Source organism: Xanthomonas euroxanthea, assembly GCF_900476395.1.
Lineage (GTDB): Bacteria > Pseudomonadota > Gammaproteobacteria > Xanthomonadales > Xanthomonadaceae > Xanthomonas > Xanthomonas euroxanthea.
Map to the genome: position 1 here is coordinate 62,923 of NZ_UIHB01000010.1, position 25,240 is coordinate 88,162.

The window sequence follows — 25,240 nt, forward strand, 5'->3', positions numbered from 1 at the left end:
CCTGCGGCAACGACCTGCGGCTGAGCATCCATGCATGGGCCACAACCTGCGTGGGCACCTACAGGTTCCGCGCGCCGTGTGGGTCAGCCTCCCGCGCACGTGGTCGTTTGCTCCCTGATCCCGCTGCCCCGAGAAGACCCCTGCCATGATCATCGACTGCCACGGCCACTACACCACCGCGCCCGCGGCGCATGACACCTTCCGCAAGGCGCAGATCGCGCACTACGACGACCCGGCCCTGCCCGCGCCGGTGTATCCGTCCATCTCCGACGACGCATTGCGCGAAAGCATCGAGCAGCACCAGCTGCGCCTGCTGCGCGAGCGTGGTGCGGACATGACGATTTTCTCGCCACGCGCCAGCACCATGGCGCACCACATCGGCGACGCAGCGGTCAGCCAGGTGTGGACGCGCCACTGCAACGACCTGATCGCGCGGGTGGTGCAGCTGTATCCGCACACCTTCATCGGCGTGTGCCAGCTGCCGCAGTCGCCGGGCGTGCCGATCGCCCAATCGATCGCCGAGCTGGAACGTTGCGTCACCGAACTCGGGTTTGTCGGCTGCAACCTCAATCCCGACCCGTCCGGCGGCCACTGGAACGGCATGCCATTGACCGATCGCGCCTGGTATCCGTTCTTCGAGAAAATGGTCGAGCTCGACGTGCCGGCGATGGTGCATGTGTCGGGCAGCTGCAATGCCAACTTCCACGCCACCGGTGCGCATTATCTCAATGCCGACACCACCGCGTTCATGCAGTTCCTCGAAGGCGACCTGTTCGCCGATTTCCCGGACCTGCGCTTCATCATCCCGCACGGCGGCGGCGCGGTGCCGTATCACTGGGGCCGCTTCCGCGGCCTGGCCGACATGCTCGGCAAGCCGCCGCTGTCCACGCATGTGATGCGCAATGTGTTCTTCGATACATGCGTGTATCACCAGCCCGGCATCGACCTGCTGTTCGAGGTCATCGACATCGACAACATCCTGTTCGGCTCGGAGATGGTCGGCGCGGTGCGCGGCATCGACCCGCAGACCGGCCAGTATTTCGACGACACCAAGCGCTATATCGATGCCTTGGCGATGTCCGACGCCGACAGGCGCAAGGTGTTCGAAGGCAATGCGCGGCGGGTGTATCCGCGGCTGGATGCGCAGTTGCGCGCACGCGGGCTGTAGCGGTGTTCCCTTCTCCCATCGGGAAAAAAGGTGCCCGCAGGGGCGGATGAGGGGCGCCTCGGAGAGCAGTCACCGCCTGCGACGTCAAACGCGTCGCCACGCGCCGTCAGAAGTAAAACACCGACTGCTTCGCCTCGAACTGCAAACTACTAACGGTGCGTGCAATCGGAAAAACGACGTCTCGCTCCCTTCTCCCACCGGGAGAAGGTGCCCCGCAGGGGCGGATGAGGGTAGTGCGAAGCCTCTGGTACTCAAACCACTGCGAGTGGCTTCGCCCCGTCGTACCCTCACCCCAACCCCTCTCCCGGAGGGAGAGGGGTATGCACGCTGGATAAGGGACGTGTAATCGGAAAAATCATCGATACCCGTCAAGAACACCGCGATCGATTTCCACAAACGCAAACACCCGCCTTGCGGCGGGTGTTTGCTTGGATGCAGATCGGTAATCGGTGGATTACTTGATCTTGCCTTCCTTGTACATCACGTGCTTACGCACGACCGGGTCGTATTTCATCATTTCCATCTTCCCCGGAGTGTTCTTCTTGTTCTTGTCCGTGGTGTAGAAGTGGCCGGTAGCGGCCGAGGAAATCATACGAATCTTGTCACGCTTGCCTTTTGCCATGACTGCTTACTCCTCAGACCTTTTCGCCGCGCGCACGCAGCTCTTTCAGAACGGCATCAATCCCGTTCTTGTCGATGGTGCGCAATGCATGCGCGGAGACACGGAGCTTCACCCAACGGTTCTCGCTGGCGACCCAGAAGCGGCGCTCATGCAGGTTGGGCAGGAAGCGACGACGGGTTCTGTTGTTTGCGTGGGAGACGTTGTTACCCGTCTGCACACGCTTGCCGGACACTTGGCATACGCGGGACATTACGCACCTCGATAAATGAATTGCCACCCATAGCCTGGGGAGCGGCGGCCCCGACAGCATCAAGCTGCCACGCAACGTTGGGAATCAAGAACTTACGCTGGGAACAAGCCGGCAACCCCATCGCGCTGGGTGCCGCCATCCGGAGCGATCCGGGCACAGCGAGCCGCGCATTATGCACGGCAAGTCCTTGTGCCGCAAGCACTTAGCCTGCACCACTGTTGTGTGCCGCCTGGCGCCCGGCACCCCTTGCCTATCCATCGCTGACTGAGGCTGCGGCCATTCGGATCCCGGCAGACGCGCCTGCCGGGATCGTGTCACGTCTCAACCAACCGCCTTCGGTGCAAGCCGCCCCGGCCGCTCGCGGTGCAGCCAGCGATACAGCACCGGCAGCACCAGCAAGGTCAGCAGGGTGGACGAGACGATGCCACCGATCACCACCGTGGCCAGCGGGCGCTGCACCTCGGCCCCGGTGCCGACGTTGAAGGCCATCGGCACGAAGCCCAGCGCGGCCACCAGCGCGGTCATCAGCACCGGGCGCAGACGGCTCAGGGCGCCTTCGCGCAGTGCCTGCTCCAGCGACAGGCCCTCGGCCCGCAGGCTGCGCACGAAGGCGATCATCACCAGGCCGTTGAGCACCGCCACCCCCGACAGCGCGATGAAGCCGACGCCGGCGGAGATCGACAAGGCCAGGCCGCGCAGCGCCAAGGCCACCACACCGCCGGTCAGCGCCAGCGGCACGCCGCTGAACACCACCAGCGCATCGCGCAGCGAGCCGAACGACCAGTACAGCAGCGCGAAGATCAGCAGCAAGGTCCCCGGCACCACCCAGGCCAGGCGCTGGCCGGCGGAGATCAGTTGCTCGAAGGTACCGCCGTAGCCGATCCAGTAGCCGGTGGGCAGCACCACCTCGGCCCGCACGCGCTGCTGCACCTCGGCGACGAATCCGCCCAGGTCGCGGTCGCGCACGTTGGCGGTGATCACGATGCGGCGCTTGCCGTCCTCGCGGTTGATCTGGTTGGGCCCGAGCACGGTGTCGACCCTGGCGACTTCGCGCAGCGGCACCGTGGTCGGTTCGCCACTGCGCCAACCGGCCGCGCGACTGGACTCGTCGGCATCGGCGCGCTCGCCATCGCCGCGCAGCGGGATCGGCAGATCGGCCAACGCCGTCGGGTCCTGCCGCAGGCCTTCCGGCAGGCGCACCACGATGTCGAAACGGCGGTCGCCTTCGAACAGCTGCCCGGCCGCCTGCCCACCCACCGCCGCCGCCACCGTGTCCTGCACCACGCCGGGATTGAGCCCGTACCCGGCCAGCGCGGCGCGATCGGGCACCACTGCCAGCATCGGCAGGCCGGTGGCCTGCTCCAGGCTCACGTCGGCCGCACCCGGCACCGTGCTGGCGACTTCCTGTACGCGTTGCCCCAGGGTGACCAGCGTGTCCAGGTCATCTCCGTAGACCTTGATCGCCACGTCCGCACGCACGCCGGAAATCAGCTCGTTCATGCGCATCTGGATCGGCTGGGTGAACTCGTAGTTGTTGCCGGGCAGCTGCTTCACCGCCTGCTCGATCTCGGCCACCAGTTGCGCCTTGGGCTTGCGCGGATCCGGCCATCGTTCGCGCGGATGCATGATCAGGAACGTATCGGCCACCGACGGCGGCATCGGATCGGTGGCCACTTCGGCGGTGCCGAGCTTGCCGAACACATGCGCCACTTCCGGAAACTGCTTGATGCGTTTTTCCAGCGTGGATTGCATGGTGATGGCCTGTTCCAGGCTGGTGCCGGGAATGCGCAAGGCGTGCAGCGCGATATCGCCCTCGTCCAGGTTCGGGATGAACTCGCTGCCCAGGCGCGTGGCCAGGACCGCGCACAGCGCCACCGCCGCCAACGCACCGAGACCGACCCAACGGCCGTGACGCAGCGCGCGATCCAGCAACGGCGCATACACGCCGCGCGCCCAGCGCATCGCGCGGTTTTCGTGCTCGGCCACCTTGCCGCCGAGCAACAAGGCGATCGCCGCCGGCACGAAGGTCAACGACAGCAGCATCGCGCCGGTCAGCGCCAGCACCACGGTGATCGCCATCGGGTGGAACATCTTGCCTTCGATACCGGTGAGCGCGAACACCGGCAGGTACACCGCGGTGATGATGCCCAGACCGAACAGGCTGGGACGGATCACCTCTGCAGTGGCTTCGGCAGTCAACTCGAAACGCTCATCGCGCTCGAGCACCCGCCCCAGGCGCAGCTGCGCCTGGCCGAAGCGGCGCAGGCAGTTCTCCACGATGATCACCGCGCCATCGACGATCAAGCCGAAATCCAGCGCGCCCAGGCTCATCAGGTTGCCGGACACGCCACCGCGCACCATGCCGGTGAGGGTGAACAACATCGCCAGCGGAATCACCGCCGCGGTGATCAGGGCCGCGCGCACGTTGCCCAGCAGCAGGAACAGCACCACGATCACCAGCAACGCGCCTTCGATCAGGTTCTTGGCGACGGTGACGATGGTGCGGTCCACCAGTGCGGTGCGATCGTAGACCGGCACCGCCTGCACGCCGGCCGGCAGACTGGCATTGGCCACTTCCAGCCGCTGCGCTGCGGCCTGCGCCACGGTGCGGCTATTGGCACCGACCAGCATGAACACCGTGCCGAGCACCACTTCGCTGCCGTCCTGGGTGGCCGCACCGGTACGCAACTCGCGGCCCTCGCCGACCTGCGCCACATCGCGCACCCGGATCGGCACACCCTCGCGTCGATCCAGCACGATCGCGCCGATCTGGGCGATGTCATCCACCTGCCCCGGCACCCGCACCAGGAACTGCTGGCCGTTGCGTTCGATATAGCCGGCGCCGATATTGCGATTGTTCGCGTCCACCGCGCGCGCCACATCGTCCAGCGTAAAGCCCAGTGCGACCAGGCGTGCCGGATCCGGGGTGATATGGATCTGCCGCGCATAGCCGCCGATGGTGTTGACCTCGGTCACGCCGGGCACGTTGCGCAACTGTGGGCGCACCACCCAATCCTGCAGGGTGCGTAGATCGGTGGCCGTCCACGCACTGCCATCGGGTTTGCGCGCATTCGGTTTGGCTTCCACCGTGTACATGAAGATCTCGCCCAGGCCGGTGGCGATCGGCCCCAGCTGCGGCTCCAGGTCGGCCGGCAGTTGCGACTTGACCTGCTGCAGCCGCTCGGCCACCTGCTGCCGCGCAAAGTACAGATCCGTGCCATCGGCGAAGACCGCCGTCACCTGCGACAAGCCGTAGCGCGACAACGAGCGCGTGGACTCCAGCCCCGGCAATCCCGCCAGCACCGTCTCCAGCGGGAACGTCACCCGCTGCTCCGACTCCAACGGCGAATACCCCGGCGCGGCCGTATTGACCTGCACCTGCACATTGGTGATGTCGGGCGTGGCATCGATCGGCAAGCGCGAAAAACTCCACGCGCCGATCGCAATCAACACCCCCGTCAACGCCAGCATCAGCCAGCGCTGCGCGATCGCGAACCGGATGATGTCAGTGAGCATGGCGCGCACCTCCGCGCACGCTCGGCGCAACGGCGTGCGCAGCCACGCCGATCAGTGCATGCGTACGCACGCACGGCGCCTGTGCAATCGCAGCGGGCTGCCATCGGCCGGCGGCACTGCAGCCAAGATCCCGACCTCCGCCAATATCGCGATCGCCCCCGGCCTCTGCCGCGCAGACTGTGACGCTGTTGCTGGTGTGATCGCCCGCGCCGCGACCGCGTCGATGCCGTAAAACACGTGTCACTGAAGCATGGAAGGGCTGTTCGCACGCACGTGCGTGCGGCCGAGGAAGAAGCAAGCCGTAAACGCAGCGATCAATGATCATGCGAGGCCCCCGACTTTTCGATGTCGGCCTTGACCAGATAGCTCTGCTCCACCACCACCGCATCCCCCAACGCCAGACCGGACACCACCTGCACCTTCTGCGCATCGCGCGCGCCCAGTGTCACCGGCCGCACCTCGTACACATCGCCCACCCGCACGAACACCACCTCCCAGTCGCGGAACTGCTGCAAGGCCCCCACCGGCACCACCATCGCCGCCGGCTGCTGCGCCACCGTCACCCGCGCCTTCACCGCCGAACCCGGCCGCCACAGGCCATCGCTGTTGCGCAGCACCGCGCGCGCCACCGTGCTCTGACTGGCCGTGGCCGTGCCCGGCAACACGCGCTCCAGCGTGGTCTGCACCACCACGCCATCGCTGATGCGCGTCACCGTCACCGGTGCGCCGGCAGTGATGTGCCCGGCATCGGCGCCGAAGATGTGCAGATCCACCCACAGGCTCGACAGGTCGGCGATTTCGAACAGCGCCTGGCCTTCGCTGGCGTTGCTGCCCAGGCTGGCATTGCGGGCGAGTACGGTGCCGCTGATCGGCGCACTGACCGGATACGTGGTCAGGCTCAGATTGCTCTCCACCGTGGCCAGGACCTGGCCGGCGCGCACCTGGTCGCCGACGTTGACGCGCAGGCTGCGCACCGGCCCGGGAAAGCGCGCGGTGGCCTGCGCCTGCGCACCTTCTGCCGGCGTCAGCAGGCCCTGCACCTCGTGCTGGTCGGCAATGCTGCCGGGACCGACCGGCGCGACCCGGATGCCGACGTCCTGCGCGATCTTCGCCGCGATGGTGGTGCGGCCTTCATAGCTGGGATAGGCCCAGCGACGCGGCCTGCCCTGCACGGTGGCGCGCACTTCCACGTCGAACGAATGCGGCTCGCCGACCGTGCTGTCGGCCAGCAGGCTGCCGTCGTCGCGCGCGCGCAATCGATGCACTTCGTGGACGCCGCCGAGCCGGGTCAAGCGCACTTCGACAGTGCCGGCGCCGGGCGGCAAGGGCTTGCCGTCGCGGTACAGCCAGGCGCGATAGGTCGGCGGCGTGCCGTCTTCGGCAATCGCCAGCTCCACGCTGTCGCCGTCCTGGCGCAGCAGGCGCCCTCCGTGCGCGCCTTTTTCGGCGTCTTCGCCATGTGCGTCGGCCTCGCCCTCGGCACCGGGCGTTGCGTGGTCATGCGATTCTTCGCCGTTGCGGCCGCAGCCGCCCAGCAGCAGCGCCAGCAACAGCGGCGCGATCAGAAAACGTGTCATCGAAGAACATCCTGGTGGGCACCGACGCGCTGCGCCGGGCGAACGAACGAAGAGGGGGTACGCCGGACGCTTTGGCTGCGCGGTGGGCGCGGGCATCACCTGGCGACTGGTGGCTGCCGGCGCGATTGCGAAGGTCGATACCGATCCCGGCGCAGCAGATCCCGGCGCACACGGGCAGGCAGGGCGAAAACGCACAGCGGACGTCGCGCTCATGGCCGCACCTGCGCAGCGTTGTCGACCACGAATGGCTGCCCGGTCAGGCGCTGGATCTCGATCAATGCGCTCTGCGCGTCCAGCGCCGCCGCTAGCTGCTGCTGGCGTGCATCGCTGCGCTGCGCCTGCAACTGCGCCCAGTCCAGATAACTGGTGGCGCCGGCGCGGTAGGCGCGCTCGGCCGCGGCATCGGCACGCGCGAGTGCGGGCAGCACATCGCTGCGCATCCGCGCCACTTCCAGCTGCGCGGCGCGGTAGCGGCCATGCGCGTCGGCCAGCGTGGCGTAGAGCGTCAATGCCTGCGATTGGCGTTCGATCTCCAGCAACGACAGCTCCGCCTCGGCAGCGCGGATCTCCGGTTGTGCGCGCGTCTCGCTGCCCAGGGCCAGCGAAACGCTGCCGAGCACTGCGGTGGCGTCGTTGGCCTGGAGCCGGCGCACGCCCACCTGCCAGTCCAGATCCGGACGCGCCTGGCTGCGTGCCAGCCGCACCCGCGCCTCGCGCACGCGCTGCTCACCGTTCAAGCGCGCCAGTTCGGGGGTGGCATCGAGCAGCTGCGCCAGCACCTCGAAATCGGGAATCGCCGGCAGCTGCAGCGGGTCGCCGGTGACCTCGCCGAAGTCCGGCGTGCGCTGCCCCCACAACACCGCCAGCTGGCGGCGCGCGGCCAGCAGCTCCTGCTGCGCGCGATCGCGCTCCAGTTCCGCGCGCGCCTGCAGGGCCTGGGCGGTCAGCAGCACCGATTCGGGCGAGGCGCCGGCCTGCAGCCGCTGGCGCGCGGCACTGACGGTGCGCTGCCGCTGCGCCAGCGCTTCCAGCGCAACTGCCTGCCGCTGCGCGGCCATGCCGATGGCCAGATAGCGCCGCGCCACTTCGGCCAGCACATCCAGGCGCGCCAGCGCGCGTTGCGGGGCCAGTGCGTCGATGCGTGCCTGGGCCAGGGTGCGGCGTGCGTCCAGCTTGCCGCCGCGTTCCAGCACGCCAGCCAGGGTGACGGTGAGTTCGGCCTGGTCCAGCGCGCGGGTCGGGCCGGTGCCGAACACGTTTTCCAGTTCGGCGCCGATGCGCAACGGCGGACGCAGCGCGTCGCGCTCGGCCTCGGCGGTGAGGACCGCGCGCTGGCCATCGGCCAGGCGCAGGTCTGGGTGCTGCCGGGCGACGCGCGCGATGGCGTCGTCCAGGGTCAGCACGGGTTTGGGCGGTGCGTCCTGCGCCATGGCGCACGGCACGACCGCGAAGACGGCCAGTGCCGTCAGTCGCAACCACATGAGGGTGTCTCCGGAATCGGGATCGATGGACAGGCCGGCAGTTGCCGGCGATGCATCAGGCCGCGATCGGGGGACGCAATCCGGTCTCGCTCAGGTGCGAGCGGTAGTACGCGACCACGGCCACGGGTTGGGCCTGCGCGTGCGTGGACAGCGGCAGCCAGGCCAGCGCCGGCAATACCGCCGGATTCTGGCCGTGGCAGTAGCCGCTATGCATCAGGGCGTGCATCAGGCCGGCCCCGTCGCGCTCGCCGGCATCGCCTTCGTCGGCGCCGTCATGGCCATGCGGCGCGGTGTCTTCCAGGTGCATCTGGTCGTGCGCCAGTGCATGCACATCGCCCAGCGCGCAAGCCACCGGTGCCACCAGCACGCCCATGACCAGCACCGCCAACGCCATCAGGCGCAGCAAGGGGTGCAACAGGCGGGCGCGGCGAAGCAGCATGGGCGCAGCGTATCGGGGCCGGGGCAGTTACACAATCGCATGGGCGGGCGGGCACGCACCGGCGTGGCAGCGTGGTGGGAGCGGACCTGGCCGCGACGCGGTCGGGTCGGGTCGGGTCGGGTCGGGTCGGGTCGGGTCGGGTCGGGGTCGGGGTCGGGGTCGGGGTCGGGGTCGGGGTCGGGGTCGGGGTCGGACCAATGGCATCACGCCGGGATGCCGGCTGCACGCACACAGCGTGTGGATGGCCGGTCGCCGGCAGCGGTCACCTGGATGTTCCAGGCCGCGGCGGTGCCAGGGTCGGGACGGGCGTCGCGGCCGGGTCCGCTCCTACGTGGAGCGGACCGTTGTGCCGGATCAGGGGGCGGCGGCGTTTGGCCTGGCGTCGGCCGGGCGTGACTTGCTCTCGGCGATAAACGCACGCACCTGCTGTTCCAGCACCGGCAAGGTCACCGACCCCTGCTTCAGCACCGCGTCGTGGAAGGCCTTGATGTCGAAGCGGTCGCCCAGTTGTTTCTCAGCCTCGGCACGCAGCTTGACGATGGTGATCTCGCCCAGCTTGTAGCTCAGCGCCTGGCCGGGCCAGGAGATGTAGCGGTCCACCTCGGTGGTGACCTCGTGCTCGCTCAGCGCAGTGCGGTCGCGCAGGTAGGCCAGCGCCTGCTCACGGCTCCAGCCGTCGTGGTGCACGCCGGTGTCGATCACCAGCCGGCAGGCGCGCCACATCTCGTAGGTGAGCCGGCCGAATTCCTCGTACGGGGTCTCGTAGATGCCCATTTCCTGGCCGAGCTTCTCGGTGTACAGCGCCCAGCCTTCGCCATAGGCGGAGATGTAGTTTTCGCGGCGGAACGCCGGCTGGTCGCCCTGCTCCAGCGCCAGCGAGCCCTGCAGCGAATGCCCAGGCGAGGATTCGTGCAGGGTCAGCGCCGGCAGGTTGTACAACGGCCGCGACGGCAGGTTGTAGGTGTTGACCCAGTAAGTGGTGGCACCACCGCGGCCGGCGGTCCAGAACGGGGCGATATCGTCCGGCACCGGCTTGATGGTGAAGCGCCCGCGCGGCAGCGTGCCGATGAACCTGCCGACCTGCCCGTCCACGCGCTTGGAGATCCACGCGGCGCGATCGAGCAGCTCCTGCGGGGTCTTGGCGTAGAACTGCGGGTCGGTGCGCAGGAAGCTCAGGAACTGCGCAAAGCTGCCCTTGAAGCCAACCTGCCGGATGATCGCGTCCATCTGCGCCTGGATGCGCGCCACCTCGTCCAGGCCGATCTGGTGGATCTGCTCCGGGGTCAGTTCCAGCGTGGTGTATTCGCGGATCTGCTGGCGATAGAACGCCTTGCCGTCGGGCAGCGCTTCGGCCGCCAGCGTGGTGCGCGCCTTGGGCATGTACTCGTTGCGGAAAAAGCCCAGCAGCTTGGCGTAGGCCGGCAGTACCGCCGTGCTGAGCGCGGCCTTGGCCTGCTCGCGCAACTGCGCCTGTTCGGCGGCGGGGATCTGCGCCGGCAGCTGCTTAAACGGGGCGTAGAAGCTGGATGCGGTGGGATCCTTGACATCGGCCACGGTGGCGATGGAAACGTCGCGGCCATCCAGCACCGCGCGCGGCACGCTGAACCCGCGCGCCAGGCCGGCGCGCATGTTGGCGGTCTGCTGGTCGAAGTAGCGCGGCACGTCGTTGAGGCGCGCGATATAGGCGCGGTACTCGGCAGCGGTCTTCATCGGCCGCTGCGCCATGAAGCCGAGATTGGACCAGAACGAGCTGTCCGAATTGAACGGCATCTCGTACAGGCGCAGGCGCACCTCGGCGGCAAGGTTTTCCACCTGCGGGCGGTAGATGGCGTAGTTGACCTGGTTGGCGGGCGAGAGCTGTTTCGGGTCGATGCCGTCGAGCTGCTTGAGCACGCCGTCCCATACCGCCAGGCGCGCCTGCTGCGCGGCCGGGCCGACATCAGGCAGATGGGTATTGTCGCCGGTAGTGTCGCTGTCTTCGTCGGCCTGGCCGGTCTCGGCCTGGCGCCAGCTCCATTCTTTTTCGTAGATGGCGCGGAAACGCGCATCGGCGGGGCGCTCGGCGGTCAGCATGGCAGGCGCCACTGGTGCCGGTGCGGCGGCCTGCGCCGAGGTGGCGGCGAAGCTTGCGCCCAGCAGGGCGAGCGAAAGTGCGGCGGCGAGAGGAGATGTCACGTGCGGGCGGCCTGCGTTCGGATCGAACGTTCGATCATGGCAGCCCGGGCGGCAGCTGCCATGGGCCGGAAGTCCCAGCGCGGGGATTGGGGGACGAATGCGCGCGGCCGGACGGGCCGGCCGTTTCAGCCTGCCTTGCGCACCACCACCAGATGCCGCTCGCCCTCCAGGCCGGGCACCTGCAGCGGATGCACCTCGGCCAGCGTCCAGCCGGGGGGCAGCGCGGCGATCTCGTCGTGCGGATAGATGCCCTTCATCGCCAGCAGGCTGCCGCCGGGGCGCAGCAGGTGACCGCCGACCTCAATGATGCCGGCCAGCGTATCCAGCGCCCGCGCGGTGAGGTGGTCGTAGGCGGCCGGTTCGTCCAGCGCTTCGGCGCGCGACTCGGCCACGCGTGCGTTGCCCAGCGCCAGCTGGCGCAGCGCCTCGCGCATGAAGCGCGCCTTCTTGCCGTTGCTTTCCACCAGGGTGACCTGCAGCTGCGGGCGGGTGATCGCCAGCGGGATGCCGGGCAGGCCGGGGCCAGTGCCCAGGTCGGCCAAGGTGCCGCTGGCGATGTAGGGCTGCATGGCCAGCGAATCGAGCAGATGGCGGGTGACCATCTCGCGCGGGTCGCGCACGGCGGTGAGGTTGTAGGTCTTGTTCCAACGCACCAGCAGCGTCAGATAGCGCAACAACGGCGCGGCAAAGTCCGCATCCAGGGATTGGGCCTGCAGGCCATGCGCCAGTGCGGCGGCTACATCGGGGGCAAGTGCGGCATCGTTCATGCCGCGATTATCGCAGCTGGCCGGCGTGCAGGTGCACGCGTACCGCGCATGGTGGCGATACGCGGCGCGTGGGCAGGAAGCTGGCGTACTTGAACCTGCCCAGCACACATCTCCAGGTCTGGCGATGCCGCGGGGCCTGCAGCCACGCCAGAGGCGGCTGCACCGGCGCATGCGCATCCCTGTGGGCAGGATCAACCGCCGCGGTGGCACGCCCCGTGTCCGTCATCTGCCGTCTGCCATCTGCCATCTGCCATCTGCCATCTGCCATCGGTAGATGGTCGATGGTCGATGGTCGATGGTGCGTGCGAGCCTGCGCCGGCAGCCACCGCAGTGCCGCTGCCATCGAACGGACATCCGCCCGTCGCACCATGGTCGCGTCCGCCTGATTGCGTGTTGTGTCCATGTCCTTGATCGCCCCATCCTCCGCATCGCCCCTGCCCGGCCCCGACGACGCCCCTGCCGCCGTGGATCACAGCCGGCGCCGTATTCTCATCGCTGGCGCCGGGCTGGCGGCCGCCGGACTGCTCAGCCCGTTCGCGCGTGCCGGCGGCAGCCCGGACCCGTTCACCCTGGGCGTGGCCGCCGGCGACCCGCTGGCCGACGGCTTCGTCATCTGGACCCGGCTGGCGCCGCGCCCGCTGGAGCCGGATGGACGCGGTGGATTGAGCGCCCCGGTGCAGGTGCGCTGGCAGGTGGCCAGCGACCCGGGCATGCGCCGCATCGTGCGCCAGGGGCAGACCGTGGCCAGCCCGGCCTGGGGCCATGCGGTGCATGTGGAGCTGGCCGGCCTGGCCGCCGATCGCCCGTACTGGTACTGCTTCCAGGCGCTGGGCGCGCGTAGCCCCGTCGGCAGCGCGCGCACCTTGCCGGCGCCGCACCAGTTGCCGGATGCGGCGCGACTGGGCTTTGTGTCGTGTTCGCACTGGGAGCAGGGCTATTTCAGCGCCTACCGCCACCTGGCCGCCGAACAGCCGGACCTGGTGTTCTTCCTCGGCGATTACATCTACGAATACAGCAACCGCGGCGAGGCGGCGAAGAAGATCGTGCGCCCGCACGGCAGCGGCGAGTGCCTGGATCTGGCCGGCTACCGCAACCGCTACGCGTTGTACCGCACCGACCCCGACCTGCAGGCGCTGCACGCCGGCAGCGCCTGCGTGGCGACCTGGGACGACCACGAGGTGCAGAACGATTACGCCAATCGCTGGTCGCAGGACCCTTCGATTGCGGTCGACAGCTTCCTGGCCCGGCGCGCGGCCGCCTACCGCGCCTTTTACGAACACTTCCCGCTGCGCGCAGCCAGCCGCCCGCATGGCGCCAACATGCGCATCTACCGGGCGCTGGACTACGGCCAGCTGGCGCGCTTCTACGTGCTCGATGGGCGCCAGTACCGCAGCGAACAACCCTGCCCGCAGGCCAACGGCTGGCGCGGCGGCCACGTGGTGGACGCCAGCTGCCGCGAACGCACCGACCCACGCCGCAGCATGCTCGGCTGGGAACAGGAGCGCTGGCTGCATGGCGCCTTCGCACGATCGCCGGCGCGCTGGAACGTGATCGCGCAGGATCTGCTGGTGGCACCCCTGAACCAGCATGGCCGCGACGGCGTATTCGGCCACTGGACCGACGGCTGGGACGGCTACCCGGCCACGCGCACCCGCATGCTCGAGGCGATCGCCACCATGCGGTTGCGCAATCCGGTGTTCTGGGGCGGCGACATCCACTCGTACTGGGTGAACGATCTGAAGAAAGATCCGGCCGACCCGGACTCGGCGACGCTGGCCACCGAATTCGTCGGCACCTCGATCACCTCCGACGGCCAGAGCAACGCCGAACTGCACGCCACCATGGCGCTCAATCCGCATGTGCACTACGCCGAAGGCGAAACCCGCGGCTATGTCTCGGTGACGCTGACGCCAGGGCGGATGGAAACCCGCCTGCAAGGCATCTCCGACCGCCGCGACCGCGATGCAACGGTCTCGACGTTGAAACGCTTCGTGGTCGAAGACGGCAAGGCCGGCGCAGTGGAGGCATGAGCCTGCGGTGTGCTGCGGAGCATGGCAACGGCATGCGCCACCCATCCGCCACGGCAGCCCTGCGCCGAGCTTCCACGACAGCGGCAGCACGCGTGAACCGCCATTCCGCGCCCTTGTCACGCACCCCATCACCTGCGTGCTGCGCAACGAGGTGACGGCCTCCATCGTCGCCTGGCCTGCTGCGTCATGCAGCGCCATGGACACGCCCCGGTAAGACAGCGGCGCTATATCTGGATGCCCGCTGCCAGACGCATCGAGGATGCCATGCCCACCGCCGATCCCGCCCGCCGCCGCGTGTTGCAAGGTTTGGGTGCCGGTTTGTTGCTGCCGGCCACTGCCGCTTGGTCCACGCGCAGCCTGGCTGCGCCGTCCGGGCGGCCGCTGATCACCGATGGAGTGCAGAGCGGCGATGTCGTGGATGGCCGGGCCATGCTGTGGAGCCGCTGCGACCGGCCGGCGCGGCTACGGGTGGAATGGGATACGCGCCCGAGCCTGCGGCAGGCGCGTCGCGTGGATGGGCCGGTGGCCTTGCCGGCGCACGATTTCACTGCGCGGGTGGATCTGTGCGCGTTGCCGCGCGATCAGGACATCTTCTACCGGGTGCGTTTCGAAGATGCCGACAACGGCGCCTTGAGCGCGCCGGTGCATGGCCATCTGCGCAGTGCGCCGCAGGCGCGTGGCGATGTGCGCTTTGTCTGGAGCGGCGACACCGTCGGCCAGGGCTTCGGCATCAATCCGGACATCGGCGGCATGCGCATCTACAGCGCGATGCGCGAGCGCAACCCGGACTTCTTCCTGCACAGCGGCGACACCATCTATGCCGACGGCCCCGTCCCGGCCGAGCTGGTCGTCGAAGAAGGCAGGCGCTGGCGCAACCTCACCACCGCGGCCAAGAGCAAGGTGGCCGAAACGCTGGACGAATTCCGCGGCAATTACCGCTACAACCTGCTCGATGAGCATGTGCGCCGCTTCAATGCCGAGGTCGCACAACTCTGGCAATGGGACGATCACGAAACCACCAACAACTGGTCGCCCGGCAAGCAGCTGGACGCGCGCTATCAGGTGCGCGATATCCGGATGCTGGCCGATCGTGCGCGCCAGGCATTCCTGGAATACGCACCGATGCGCGGCGTGCGTGCCGATGGCGACGGTCGCATCTACCGCAAGATCAGTTACGGCCCGCTACTGGATGTGTTCGTGCTGGACATGCGCAGCTATCGCGGCGCCAACAGCGACAACCTGCAACCGCAGCCGGGCGCGGACGCGGCATTTCTCGGCACGCAGCAACTGACCTGGCTGCAGCGCGAACTGGCCGGTTCACGCGCGCAATGGAAGGTGATCGCCGCCGACATGCCGATCGGCCTGCAGGTCCCCGATGGGCAGGACGCAGCGGGCCGCGCGCGCTGGGAGGCGGTCGCCAACGGCGATCCGGGCGTGCCGCGTGGGCGCGAACAGGAGATCGCCACGCTGCTGCGTTTCATCAGCACAGCGCGCATTCGCAACACGCTGTGGCTGACCGCCGATGTGCATTATTGCGCGGCGCATTACTACCACCCGGACCGCGCGGCGTTCCAGCAGTTCGAGCCGTTCTGGGAATTCGTGGCCGGCCCGCTCAATGCCGGCAGCTTCGGCCCCAATGCCCTCGATGCCACGTTCGGGCCGACAGTGATCTTCCAGAAAGCCCCGCCGGCGCCGAACCTGTCGCCGCTGGCAGGATTTCAATTCTTTGGCGAAGTGGAGATCGATGCACGCACCGGCGTGCTGACGGTGACCTTGCGCGATCTGGACGGGGTGGCGCAGTTCCGTCAGCCGATCCTGCCGCATGCCGCGGCGTGGCCGGAACCTGCCTGAGACAGTGGTCGGGCCGCCACGGCACAGATCCACGGTCTGCACGTGCTGCAGCCCGATCAAGACAACGCGCTGGCGCTGCGGTGCAGAGATGCAGTGCGTTGATCGCCGCGCCTAGTCGGCCGGCAATGGATGGAACGCCAGTGCGGCGCGGCAGTCCGGCGCCGCCCACCACTCGTGCAACCGCCAGTGTGCGGCCTGGCCCAGCGCCGGGTCGCACCATTGCAACTGCAATGCGCCGTCGGGTGCCACCGCGTAGGCGAGCCGATGCAGGCCGAACGACAGACCATGCCCGTACGCCTTGAGCAGCGCTTCCTTGGCGCACCACAGGCGGAAAAACAGCGCCTGTTGCGCGTCCGGCTCCAGCCCGGCCAGCAGTGCGATTTCATCGGCATGGAAGAATCGCTGCGCGATCTCCAGCAGCCGCGGGCGCGCGCGGATGCGTTCCAGGTCCACGCCCAGCCGCACGCGGTTGCCCAGGCCGACCAACAGATAATCGCCACTATGGCTCCAGCCGGCGTCCCAATCGGGCAAGGCCGGTTGCAGCGACGGGCGCCCGCGCGCGTCACGCAGCAGCGGTACCCGGGCAGGTTCCAACGCCAGCGCCTGGCCCAGCAACTCGCGCGCCTGTGGCTCGCCGCGCTCGCCATGCCGGTGCGGACGCAGCCACAGTTGCACCGGTCCGATGTGCCAGCTCGCGTACGCTGTCACGCTGCATGCACCAAACACAACGCCCGCGGCGGCGTGTGATCGCGCTCGACAGTCACTTCACGCCTGTCTGCGTTGAATGGCGCCCATGCACTACTTCCGGTGCAATCGAATGAGGAGTTCGGCAACATGGGCATCATCATCTGGTTGATCGTCGGCGGCATCGTGGGTTGGCTGGCCAGCATCATCATGCGTCGCGATGCGCAGCAAGGCATCATCCTCAATATCGTGGTCGGCATCGTCGGCGCGCTGATTGCCGGTTTCCTGTTCGGTGGCGGCATCAATCAGGCCATCACCCTGTGGACCTTCGTGTGGTCGCTGGTGGGTGCGGTAATCCTGCTGGCAATCGTCAACCTGTTTACACGTGGCCGCGTGCGTTAAACGACGTACACGCAACGCTGCAGAAACCAACGCCCGGGCTTGCCCGGGCGTTGCCGTTTCAGCCATCGACCGCAACCCGATCGGCCGGATGGTGAACCCCGTCTTCCACCGGCACGGTGATGTTCAGCGCATACGGATTGACGCCTTCCAGGCAACCGACGTTATAGCCGTATTCGTTGGGGTTGGAGCGCCGCCGGTGATGCGTATAGATCCCGCACACGCCGCAGAAATAATGCGCCGCGGTATGCGTGTTGAACTGATACAGCCGCAGCACGTCTTCGCCCTGCAACACATGCAGGCCATCGAGCGTGACCGAGGCGACGATGGCGCCGCGGCGGCGGCACATCGAACAATCGCAACGGCGCGGATCGAGCAGCCCGTGCGGCAGGTCCAGATCGATCTGCACCGCGCCGCAGTGACAGCTCAGCCGGTGCACCGCCCCGAGCGTGACCTCGCCAACCTTGTGCGTGCTACGCCGCAGATGCCGCTCGCTCATGCGCTGGCCTCGGCAAGCCGCACCCAGGCCGGCGCGTGGTCGCTGGGGCGCTCCCAGGTGCGTGGTTCGCGATCGATGCCCGCTTCCACCGCGCGGGCGCGCAACGCATCCGACACCAGGGTCAGGTCGATGCGCAGCCCCAGGTTGCGGCGGTAGGCGGCCTGGCGGTAATCCCACCAGCTGAAATGGCCGGCATCGTCGTGATGCTGGCGAAACGCATCGTGCAGGCCCAGCGCCAGCAGCTTGTTGAGGGCGCCGCGCTCGGCGGTGGAGGTGAGGATGTGGTTGTCGCTCCACACTTCCGGCGCGTAGACGTCGCGCGCATCCGGGGCGATGTTGAAGTCGCCCAGCACCACCAGCTGCGGGTGGCGTTGCAGTTCCTGCGCGATCCAGTCGTGCACCGCCTCAAGCCAGCGCAGTTTGTAGGCGTACTTGTCGGTGCCCACGTCCTGGCCGTTGACCACATACAGATTGATGATGCGCACGCCATCGACGGTGGCGGCGATCACACGCTGCTGCACGTCATCGAAGCCGGGGATGCCCATCTGCACCTCCAGTGCCGGCGAGCGCGACAGGATCGCCACGCCGTTGTAGGTCTTCTGCCCGCAGAACACGCTGCGGTAGCCCAGCGCGGCCAGGGCCGCATCCGGGAATTTGTGGTCTTCCAGCTTGGTTTCCTGGATGCCCACGACGTCCGGCGCGAAGTCCGCCAGCCACTGTTGCAGGTGCGGCAGGCGCACGTTGAGCGAGTTGACGTTCCAGGAGGCAATCTTCATGGCGCGGACCGTGGTTCAAACCGCCAATGGTACCGCGCCGCCCGCGTGCGCTCAGGGCCATGGCGCGATGCGTACCCCGAGCTGGTTGGCGACCGGGCGTTCGCGCCCCGGGATGCCGGTGTGGATGGGGCGATTGAGTGCGCGCACGCGCCCGTCCACCCGCGCGGCCAGTGTGCTGGAGCCGCCGCCGTCCAGGTTGATGGCGGACGTGGCGCCAAGCTGCTGCAGCACCGTGGTCAGCGCGTCCAGGGTGATGCCGGCGCTATAGCCCGGCTGGCGGCCGTCGGCGACCACCATCCACAGCGTCCTGCGCGCGCGATCCAGTCCCAGCGCGCTGCGCGGCTCGGGGCCGTCGTAATACTCGGCGCGGCTGGCCTCGCGCCGCTGGCGCTTGCCGGCGCGCAGCAGCAGCGGGCCGGCCCCCACCCCCAGGCGGGTGCCCGGCGGGCAGCTGCCATGCACGATGCTGACCGCATTGCGCGCGCTCACGCACAACGCCGCATTGACGCGTGCATCGCTGGTGGCGGCGGCCGAATCCAGATGCCCCGCGTCGATCGCCAGGCCCTCGGCAGTGACGCCCTGCCCTGCCGCCGGCACGAACGCCTTGTCGAACAACTGCCCGCCCTCGAACGGCAGGAAGTAATCGGCATTGATCGCCAGCGCCAGGCCGTGGTCGCGCACGAACGCGGTGGTCGGCTTGGCCTGAAACTCGCCGCCCCCGCTGCGCTCGCCAGGGGTGCCGACCAGTTGCAGCCCGGGGGTGGCAAGATCGATCTCGGCGATATGCAACATCACCGGTTGCGGTGCGCGCATTGCCTGCCGCCAGTAGCGGATGCCCGGCGCCAGCGTGATCGGCGCGCCAGGCGCCGGCACTGGCTGCACCAGCGGTTCGATGCTGACGCGTTCGCGTGCATGGGCCTGATCCAAGGCGGCCAGCACCGCGTCGATGCGTGCAGGTGGCGTGCGCAGCAGCAGCCGTTGGGTGGGCGCGGCCTGCAGCACCTGCGCCAGGCCGGCGCAGCGCGCGCCGCGGCAGGCACTGGCATCGATGCCGACGCGTGCCGGGCCATCGGCATCGTCTGGTACCTGCAAGGCGATGCGATTGTGTTCGGCCGGTTTGCAGCGGCTCGCCGCCGCCAGCACATCGTCCGGCCATTGGCCCCAGCAGTCGCCGCTGACGAGGGTCTCCATCGGCACGAAGGGCGTGGCTGCCGATGGAGTTGCGGCATCGTCGGCACTGGCGCTGCCAGCCAGTGTTGCCAGCACTGCCAGCACTGCCAGCAATGGCGCCGATGCGCCGCGGCGATCAGAACGCATAGTCCACTCCCAGGTAATAGGCGCGGCCGTTGTCGAGCTGCTCGCGCATCAGTTGTCGGTCGGCACCGATCACCCGCGTCAGCCGCGCGTTGGCGAGATTGCGGCCCTGCACGGTCAGGCGCAGTTGCTTGCTGAAGTTCCAGGCCAGCTGCGCGTCGTAACTAGTGATCGCGTCGTAATAGCGGTCGTTGACGCGGTTGTCGGTGGCGGCCGAAAGCAGCTGCTGGCCGGTGTAGTTGGCGCTGACGCGCGCACTGAACCGGCCGATGTCGTACAGCAGCGAGGCATTGGCGCTGCGCCTGGGCGATTCCATCAGACCGGGCAGCGCGCGGCGCGTGCCGTCGGCCATCTGCACATCGGCGGTACGCGGGTCGAGCAGGGTCGCGTTGAACATCGCGCCCAGGTTGGACCAGGCGCCGGGCAGGAAATCGAAGCGTGTGTCGATGGCGGTCAATTCGATGCCCTGCACCTGCGCATCGCCGGTATTGATCGCCTGGGTGGTGGTGACCTGATAGCTGCCGACCAGGCCGCCGGGGTCGCGCTGGGTGTCGGTGCTGGTCAGGCGCACGATTTCATCGCCGATGCGCTTGTGGAACAGTGCCAGCGACAGCTGTGAATCGCGGTCCGGGTACCATTCCAGCGACAGGTCCAGGTTGTCGGCGCGACGGGGGCTTAGCAGCGGGTTGGCGATGCTGCGATTGATGGTCAAGCCGGTGGCATCGACCACCGGGCTGCTGTTCTGGCCGATGTCGGCATAGGTGGGCAGACCGATGGTGCGGCTGCCGGCCACGCGCAGTTTCACTGCCGGGGTGATGTCCCAGGCCAGGTTCGCCGAAGGCAGCAGGAAGCGGCGGTCGCTGTCGGCCGATTGCTGCACGTAGTTGCTGGTGCTGTTCAAGGGCTGCGGCAGCGCGCTGCGTACGGCGCGCTGCAGGTATTCGTTGCGCAGGCCGACCGTGGCCAGCGTGCGCTCGCCATGCCAGGTGCCCATGACATAGGCGGCGCCACTGCGCTCGTCGATGCCGAAATCGCTGATCGCGCTGTTGCGGGCATTGGTGCTGGCCGGCACGTAGGCGCCTGGCGAGGCGGCAGCGAACGCGGCGACCCTTGCCGGATCGATCAACAACAGGCAGCCCACTTCGGCGTAGGGGCAGATGCGCGCATCGTCGGTGCCGATCGTCGCCAGGCTCACGCGGCCGGCCGGATTGCGGCGGGCTTCATCCAGGTTGTAGCGCTGCTGCAGGTCGCGGTACTGCAGGCCGCCACGAAAGCCCCAGCCGCGCGCATCGGCATCGGCGTTCTGGCTGTAGTCCAGCTTGAACGTCGTCGTGTCGGTGCTGCTCTTTTCCACGCGGGTCAAGAAATACTGCTGGGTGTAGCTGGCCGCGTTGCCGTAGTACCCCGGGTCGACCGGGGCGATGCGCGGGCGCGTGTCGTCGCCGAGCGCATACGCAAAGCCCAGCCGCGGGGAAGCGGCGGCGCTGAACACGTCCTCGCGGGTGTCCTGCCGGTACTTGCCGGTGGCGCGGTTGAGCAATGCGTCTACATGCCCTTCCGGATTGAGCCGGAAGCTGCCGCCCAGTTGCGCATAGCGCAGTGTGCGGGTCTGGTCGAAATGGTTGGCATCCACCTGCGCGCTGCCCTGCGCGTAGCGGCCGTTGCGGGCGTCGGTGATCGTGGCATTGCCGACGCGGTTGATCCACTGCGAGCGCCGCTGCTCGTCGTTGCCGTGCTCGAAGGTGCCGGCGCTGAAGGCCAGCCTCACGTCCTGGCCGTCGTCGTATTCGAGCTTGCCGAACACGCTGCGGCGCTGGCGCAGGTTGTCGTAGCTGAGCGGGCGAAAGCGGTCCGGTGCGATCGCCAGGCCGTCCGGATCCAGACCGGGCGTGAGGGTCTGTCGCACACCGTTGGAGTAATAGCTGTAGCTGTCGATGGCGGTATTCAACGACGCCGAATCGCGCCGGAAGTAATCGGCAGACAGCACCACGCCGAAGCGCTGGTCCGGCCCGAAGGTGTCGCTGAAACTGCCCTGCACCTGGCCCGATGGGGTGCTGCCCTGCAGCTGCCGGCGGTTTTCCCAGTCGGCCAGGTTGGCGCGCACGGTGGCAAAGCGGCCGTCGTGATCGAAGGCGCTGCGCGTGCGCAGCGCGGCGATGCCGCCGATGGCATTGCTGTCCATGTCGGCGTTGAAGCTCTTGTAGATGTCCACCTGCTGCGCCAGCGAGGCGGGGATCACGTCCAGCGATTGCACGCGCCGGCTGGTTTCGGTGGACGGCAGCGCCACCCCGTCGATCAGCACGTTGTTGTAGTCGGGGTTGAAGCCGCGCAGGCTCATGAACTGCGCCTCGCCGCGGCCGTTGTTGACCACCATCGACACGCCCGGCACCCGCTGCAGGGCCTCGCCCAGGCCGAAGTCGGGGATCGAGCCGATATCGTCGGCGGCCACGCCGTCGGACACCACGGCGGCCTCGCGCTTGGCGCCGATCGCCTGGCGGATCGACAGGTGCTGGCCGGAGACCTGCACCGCGTCCAGCTGCACCGGGGTGGTGTCGCTGGCCGGCGCGGCGGCATGGGCGCCCAGGCTGGCGTTCACGCACAGGGCCAGCAGGCCGAGGCGGGGACATGGGCGGGTACGCAAACGTGACATGGGATGACCGCAGATGGCAGAGGCCGCCAATTTAATAACTTACTGTGAATTAATTATTTCAGCCGAAGCGGGTAGACTGGCGCGTCCCCCGTGCCACCGCTCGCCATGCCGTCCACTGCTGCTGTCGCATTGCCGCCGCATTCGCCGCATTTCCCCGTCCTGAGCCGCAATGAGCGCGACATGCTCGACCGCCTGCGCCTGGCCGGCGTGCTCACCCGCGCCGACCTCAGCCGCGGCACCGGGCTGACCGTGCAGACGGCGGTGCGCCTGATCGAAGGCCTGCAGGCGCGCGGCATGGTCCACATGGGCAGCGGCGTGGCACGTGCCGGGCGCGGCAAGCCGGGGGTGGCGGTGTCGTTGAATCCGGCGCACGGCCACACCCTGGGCGTGTCCATCGCCACCGATGCGCTGACCCTGGCGCTGGTGGATTTCACCGGCCAGGTGCTGGCGGTCAGCGAGCTGCCGCTGGACGCACGCAGTGCGGATGCGGTGTTGCTGCAGCTGCAGGCCGGCGATGCGGCGCTGCTGGCAGGCCTGGAGCACGCGGCGGGGCCGCGGCTGGGCATCGGGCTGGCGATGAGCGGGTTTTTCACCGGGGAGGACGGGCGCATCAATCCGCCCGAACCGCTGCGTGCGCTTGGCGAGTTCGCGTTGGCGCCCTGGCTGGCGCAGGCCTGCGCGCAGCCGGTGTGGATGGACAACGACGGCAGCGTGGCCGCCGCCGGCGAAGCGATGCTGGGCGTGGGCCGTCGCCACCGCGATTTTGCCTATCTCTATCTCAGCTACGGGTTCGGTGGTGGCCTGGTCATCGACGGCCAGGTCATGCGCGGTGCGCGCGGCAATGCGGGTGAATTCGCCGGCATGCTGCCGGCGCAGAAGCTCGAACGCGCCACGCTGGAATTGCTGCGCGAACTGCTGGCCGCCGACGGCGTGGTGTTTGCCGATGTACGCAGCCTGCTGGCCGCCTACGACCCGCGCTGGCCGGCGATCGAACGCTGGATCGCGCGCAGTGCGCCGGGGGTGTCGTTGATCGTCTCGGCGATCACTGCGGTGTGCGACCCGGAAGCGATCGTGTTCGGCGGCCGCCTGCCGGCCGACCTGGCCCGGCGCCTGATCGCCGCCGTGCAGATCGACAACCTGCCGCGCCGCGGCCAGGCCAGGCCGATGCCAGTGCTGCTGCCGGCCGAGGCACCGGCCGACGCCTGCGCGATCGGGGCAGCCACGCTGCCGCTGAAGGCGCGCTACTTCCGTTAGTGCGCGCGCCGGCAGCGACGCCGCCTGCCGTGCACGCCATGCGTCTTCGCCCTGCCGCTGGCGCTACGGCAGCCTGCCCGGCGCGGAGGCTGCGTCAGCGCGCGCAGCAGCTGGCATGCAGCTCCCGTGCAAGCATCACCACCTGCTGCTCGGTGGCGGCATCCATCTCCTCGAACATCTCCTCGCCGCGCAGCGGGGCGGCAGGTGGCAGCGGATGTCCGAACGGCTGCTGGGCCACCAGTCGCCAGGCATCGCCGTACAGCGGCTCGGCGCTCGCCAGCAGCGGCGAGGACACGAACTGATCCAGCACCGGCATCGCCGCCCGGTTGCCCTGCATCGCCATCGTCTCCAGGTCGGCCAGCACCTGCTCGGCCTCGGCACGATCGGACCGGGAGAGCGGTTGCGGCCTGCCGTCTTCGGCGATGGCGGGTTGGCGCTCCAGCAGCAGGCCGGCGCGTCGACGCAGCAATTCCAGCTGCGCGTCGGTATTGCCGCCGGCGGCAGCCTGACGCAGCAGTTGGTCCACCTGCGCGTACTCGCCTTCGCCCACGTGCTGGCACGCCTTCAGCTGGGCAGCATGGTCGCGTGCGCGTTGCGACACCGCCGCGCGCGCGCCAGGCTCCGCCGGGTCCGCATCGCCAACGAACGGCGCCGGCGGCGCTTCGGCAAGCATGGCGCAGTGGCGATAGGCCTGCGCGCGCGCATACGACGCCGCGGCAAGCGCGCCCGGCGCGGCAGCGGCGCTGCTGCGCCCCGTTCCTGCAGCGCTGGCCTGCAGCGTCGCTTCAGCCTGGAAGTCCTGCCGCGCTCCGGTACCACAGGCTGACAAGGCCAGCGCCTGCGGCACGAGGAGCAGCCATCGGAACGGCGCGCCATTCCCGCTCATTGCCGGATCCGCGGTGCATCCGCCTCGGCGCTGCGCTGGCCCTGCTCCGAGGACGCCAGACCCGCCGCCTGCGCAGAGCGGTCCCGCACCAGCTGGGCGATGGCGCGATCGCGCAGTTCTTCGCGCAGCTGGGCTTCGATCATCCCGCCCACGGTGTCGAGGGTGGCGGTGTGCTTTTCCTCCAGGCGGATCAGGTGATACCCGCCGGGGCCGCGCACGGGGCCGGACACTTCGCCCACCGCCAGCGCACGCACCGGCGCCGCGAAAGGGGTGTCCAGGTACAGGCCGAACATCGACGACAACTGTCCCCCGTCGGCGGCAGTGGCACCATCGTCGGATTCCTCGGCGGCCAGTCGGGCGAAATCGCCTCCACGCGCGATACGACGGCGCAGCATCTGCGCACGCTCCAGGGCCTGCGCCTGACTCAATGGATGACTGCGCCGCGGCGCCGACTCGGGCTGTTCGGCGATGAAGACATGGCTGAGCCGGAATTCGTCGAAGTCGCCCGGCCGTTCGGCAAAACGCCTTGCGATAGCGGCCTGCGACACCGTCACGCTCTGCAACAGGTGGTCGCGCTCGGCCTGCGCAAGCACGGTGTCGGCAGCCTCGCGCAGCAGGGCCGCGGTTTGCGGATCATCGGCAAGGCCTTGGCGCCTTGCGTGTTCGGCCAGGACCGCGCGTTCGATGGACGCAGCGGCGCTGTCCGCATTGTCGCGGCGTGCCTGTTCCGCTGGCGCAGCCTCTTTGCCCGCATCTGCGTCTGCCGGCGACGCAATGGCAGCCTGCGTGATCATGCAGGCAGCGAGCAGCAGCAAGACGCAGCGCCTCGCGCGTGCAGGACCCACAGAAACGTTGAATGACCTGGACATGACATCTCCCTCCGAAACAGCGGCGATTGACGC

General features: G+C 68.6%; 21 protein-coding genes. 6 read left to right on the top strand and 15 right to left on the bottom strand.

What is annotated here, in order from left to right:
- Positions 1-145 precede the first annotated feature (145 nt).
- Positions 146-1,168, top strand: a complete 1,023-nt coding sequence (locus tag CPBF1521_RS20315; protein WP_104585154.1) for an amidohydrolase family protein — start codon at positions 146-148, stop codon at positions 1,166-1,168.
- A 454-nt stretch (positions 1,169-1,622) separates the two neighbouring features.
- Here CPBF1521_RS20315 and rpmG read toward each other — a convergent pair whose 3' ends face one another.
- From rpmG to CPBF1521_RS20330, 3 genes are all read right to left on the bottom strand, one after another.
- Complete coding sequence (gene rpmG, locus CPBF1521_RS20320) at positions 1,623-1,790, bottom strand: 50S ribosomal protein L33 (RefSeq protein ID WP_002809462.1); 168 nt, start codon at positions 1,788-1,790, stop codon at positions 1,623-1,625.
- Positions 1,791-1,803: 13 nt separating this feature from the next.
- The gene (rpmB, locus tag CPBF1521_RS20325; protein ID WP_002809459.1) at positions 1,804-2,040 is read right to left on the bottom strand and encodes a 50S ribosomal protein L28; all 237 of its coding nucleotides are present in this window, start codon (positions 2,038-2,040) and stop codon (positions 1,804-1,806) included.
- A gap of 321 nt (positions 2,041-2,361) precedes the next feature.
- The gene (locus CPBF1521_RS20330) at positions 2,362-5,556 is read right to left on the bottom strand and encodes an efflux RND transporter permease subunit (protein WP_115678221.1); all 3,195 of its coding nucleotides are present in this window, start codon (positions 5,554-5,556) and stop codon (positions 2,362-2,364) included.
- Between CPBF1521_RS20330 and CPBF1521_RS20335 the strand changes: the two genes are divergently transcribed.
- On the top strand, positions 5,441-5,788 hold the full coding sequence (locus tag CPBF1521_RS20335; protein WP_181901338.1) for a hypothetical protein: 348 nt from the start codon (positions 5,441-5,443) through the stop codon (positions 5,786-5,788). The genes CPBF1521_RS20330 and CPBF1521_RS20335 overlap by 116 nt on opposite strands.
- An 82-nt stretch (positions 5,789-5,870) precedes the next feature.
- Here the strand turns inward: CPBF1521_RS20335 and CPBF1521_RS20340 are convergent, their stop codons facing one another.
- From CPBF1521_RS20340 to rsmG, 5 genes are all read right to left on the bottom strand, one after another.
- Positions 5,871-7,133, bottom strand: a complete 1,263-nt coding sequence (locus CPBF1521_RS20340) for an efflux RND transporter periplasmic adaptor subunit (RefSeq protein WP_115678093.1) — start codon at positions 7,131-7,133, stop codon at positions 5,871-5,873.
- A gap of 209 nt (positions 7,134-7,342) precedes the next feature.
- A complete protein-coding gene (locus tag CPBF1521_RS20345) occupies positions 7,343-8,614 on the bottom strand; it encodes a TolC family protein (RefSeq protein WP_115678094.1) in 1,272 nt (423 codons plus the stop codon).
- 55 nt (positions 8,615-8,669) lie between these two features.
- Positions 8,670-9,053, bottom strand: a complete 384-nt coding sequence (locus tag CPBF1521_RS20350) for a hypothetical protein (RefSeq protein WP_180707956.1) — start codon at positions 9,051-9,053, stop codon at positions 8,670-8,672.
- A 354-nt stretch (positions 9,054-9,407) separates the two neighbouring features.
- On the bottom strand, positions 9,408-11,228 hold the full coding sequence (locus CPBF1521_RS20355) for a DUF885 domain-containing protein (protein ID WP_115678095.1): 1,821 nt from the start codon (positions 11,226-11,228) through the stop codon (positions 9,408-9,410).
- A 125-nt stretch (positions 11,229-11,353) separates the two neighbouring features.
- Positions 11,354-11,995 (bottom strand): 16S rRNA (guanine(527)-N(7))-methyltransferase RsmG, encoded by a 642-nt coding sequence (rsmG, locus tag CPBF1521_RS20360; RefSeq protein ID WP_104585644.1) that lies wholly within the window; start codon positions 11,993-11,995, stop codon positions 11,354-11,356.
- A gap of 401 nt (positions 11,996-12,396) precedes the next feature.
- On the opposite strand from rsmG, the gene CPBF1521_RS20365 reads away from it, so the two are divergent.
- Positions 12,397-14,025, top strand: coding sequence for an alkaline phosphatase D family protein (locus CPBF1521_RS20365; RefSeq protein ID WP_115678097.1), 1,629 nt, complete (start codon positions 12,397-12,399; stop codon positions 14,023-14,025).
- 264 nt (positions 14,026-14,289) lie between these two features.
- A complete protein-coding gene (locus CPBF1521_RS20370) occupies positions 14,290-15,876 on the top strand; it encodes an alkaline phosphatase D family protein (protein WP_115678098.1) in 1,587 nt (528 codons plus the stop codon).
- Positions 15,877-15,987: 111 nt separating this feature from the next.
- On the opposite strand, the gene CPBF1521_RS20375 is transcribed toward CPBF1521_RS20370, so the two are convergent.
- Positions 15,988-16,584 carry a 4'-phosphopantetheinyl transferase family protein gene (locus CPBF1521_RS20375; RefSeq protein ID WP_115678099.1) on the bottom strand — a complete coding sequence of 199 codons (597 nt, stop codon included), beginning with the start codon at positions 16,582-16,584 and terminating at the stop codon, positions 15,988-15,990.
- Between the two features lie 126 nt (positions 16,585-16,710).
- Here CPBF1521_RS20375 and CPBF1521_RS20380 point away from each other — a divergent pair, with 126 nt between their 5' ends.
- Entirely contained in the window at positions 16,711-16,962 is a 252-nt protein-coding gene (locus CPBF1521_RS20380; RefSeq protein WP_016901812.1) for a GlsB/YeaQ/YmgE family stress response membrane protein, read from the top strand.
- Between the two features lie 58 nt (positions 16,963-17,020).
- Here the strand turns inward: CPBF1521_RS20380 and CPBF1521_RS20385 are convergent, their stop codons facing one another.
- Genes CPBF1521_RS20385 through CPBF1521_RS20400 form a run of 4 tightly spaced genes read right to left on the bottom strand, consistent with a single transcriptional unit; the run spans position 17,021 to position 22,198 of the window.
- A complete protein-coding gene (locus CPBF1521_RS20385; protein WP_115678100.1) occupies positions 17,021-17,458 on the bottom strand; it encodes a GFA family protein in 438 nt (145 codons plus the stop codon).
- Positions 17,455-18,234 (bottom strand): exodeoxyribonuclease III, encoded by a 780-nt coding sequence (xth, locus tag CPBF1521_RS20390; RefSeq protein ID WP_104585636.1) that lies wholly within the window; start codon positions 18,232-18,234, stop codon positions 17,455-17,457. Before xth ends, CPBF1521_RS20385 begins: the two co-directional genes overlap by 4 nt.
- A 51-nt stretch (positions 18,235-18,285) precedes the next feature.
- Positions 18,286-19,551, bottom strand: coding sequence for a phosphodiester glycosidase family protein (locus CPBF1521_RS20395; RefSeq protein ID WP_115678101.1), 1,266 nt, complete (start codon positions 19,549-19,551; stop codon positions 18,286-18,288).
- Entirely contained in the window at positions 19,541-22,198 is a 2,658-nt protein-coding gene (locus tag CPBF1521_RS20400) for a TonB-dependent receptor (RefSeq protein WP_181901313.1), read from the bottom strand. The genes CPBF1521_RS20395 and CPBF1521_RS20400 overlap by 11 nt, the downstream gene beginning before the upstream one ends.
- Positions 22,199-22,303: 105 nt before the next feature.
- On the opposite strand from CPBF1521_RS20400, the gene CPBF1521_RS20405 reads away from it, so the two are divergent.
- Positions 22,304-23,452, top strand: a complete 1,149-nt coding sequence (locus CPBF1521_RS20405; protein ID WP_115678103.1) for an ROK family protein — start codon at positions 22,304-22,306, stop codon at positions 23,450-23,452.
- Positions 23,453-23,546: 94 nt separating this feature from the next.
- Here CPBF1521_RS20405 and CPBF1521_RS20410 read toward each other — a convergent pair whose 3' ends face one another.
- Together CPBF1521_RS20410 and CPBF1521_RS20415 are read right to left on the bottom strand one after the other, a co-directional pair.
- On the bottom strand, positions 23,547-24,338 hold the full coding sequence (locus CPBF1521_RS20410) for a hypothetical protein (RefSeq protein WP_115678104.1): 792 nt from the start codon (positions 24,336-24,338) through the stop codon (positions 23,547-23,549).
- Entirely contained in the window at positions 24,335-25,132 is a 798-nt protein-coding gene (locus CPBF1521_RS20415; protein ID WP_164740279.1) for a peptidylprolyl isomerase, read from the bottom strand. Before CPBF1521_RS20415 ends, CPBF1521_RS20410 begins: the two co-directional genes overlap by 4 nt.
- Positions 25,133-25,240: the final 108 nt, after the last annotated feature.